A 392-nucleotide genomic window follows, 5' to 3' on the forward strand; every position below is an offset into this window, starting at 1 on the left:
CGTCGCCTGTGGGAATCCCAGGGCATGGTGGTCAGCCGCCTGAAGCGCGTGCGCTTCGGCCCGGTGTTCCTCAACTCCGACCTGCCGATGGGCCGCTGGCGGGAAATGTCCCAGGGCGAAATCGACATCCTGGCCGCTGAAGTCGGCTTGCAGCCGGTTGCGCTGCCTGCCTTGAACCTCAAGGCCAAGGACAAGATGGAGCGACTGCAGCGCAAATCGTCCCGCCCGCTGGGCCGTGGCGAGCGCGTGCGCAACCTGCGCCCGGCCCACGAAGGTGCTGCCGCTGGCGAGCGCCCAGCACGCCAGCCGCGTGAAGAAGCGCCACGCAAAGGCAACCGCGGCAGCGCCGTGGCCGAGCGCCCAAGCGAAATGCGCAAGCGCCCAGCCAAGCC

1 pseudogene is annotated in these 392 nt (G+C 69.4%); it reads left to right on the forward strand.

The features are described 5' to 3' along the window. Window positions 1–24 precede the first annotated feature (24 nt). A pseudogene (locus QWI17_RS02440) lies at window positions 25–392 on the forward strand (hypothetical protein); the annotation flags it as partial.

Origin of the sequence: Gilvimarinus gilvus (assembly GCF_030518155.1) — a bacterium.
In the GTDB taxonomy this organism is placed as follows: Bacteria; Pseudomonadota; Gammaproteobacteria; order Pseudomonadales; family Cellvibrionaceae; genus Gilvimarinus; species Gilvimarinus gilvus.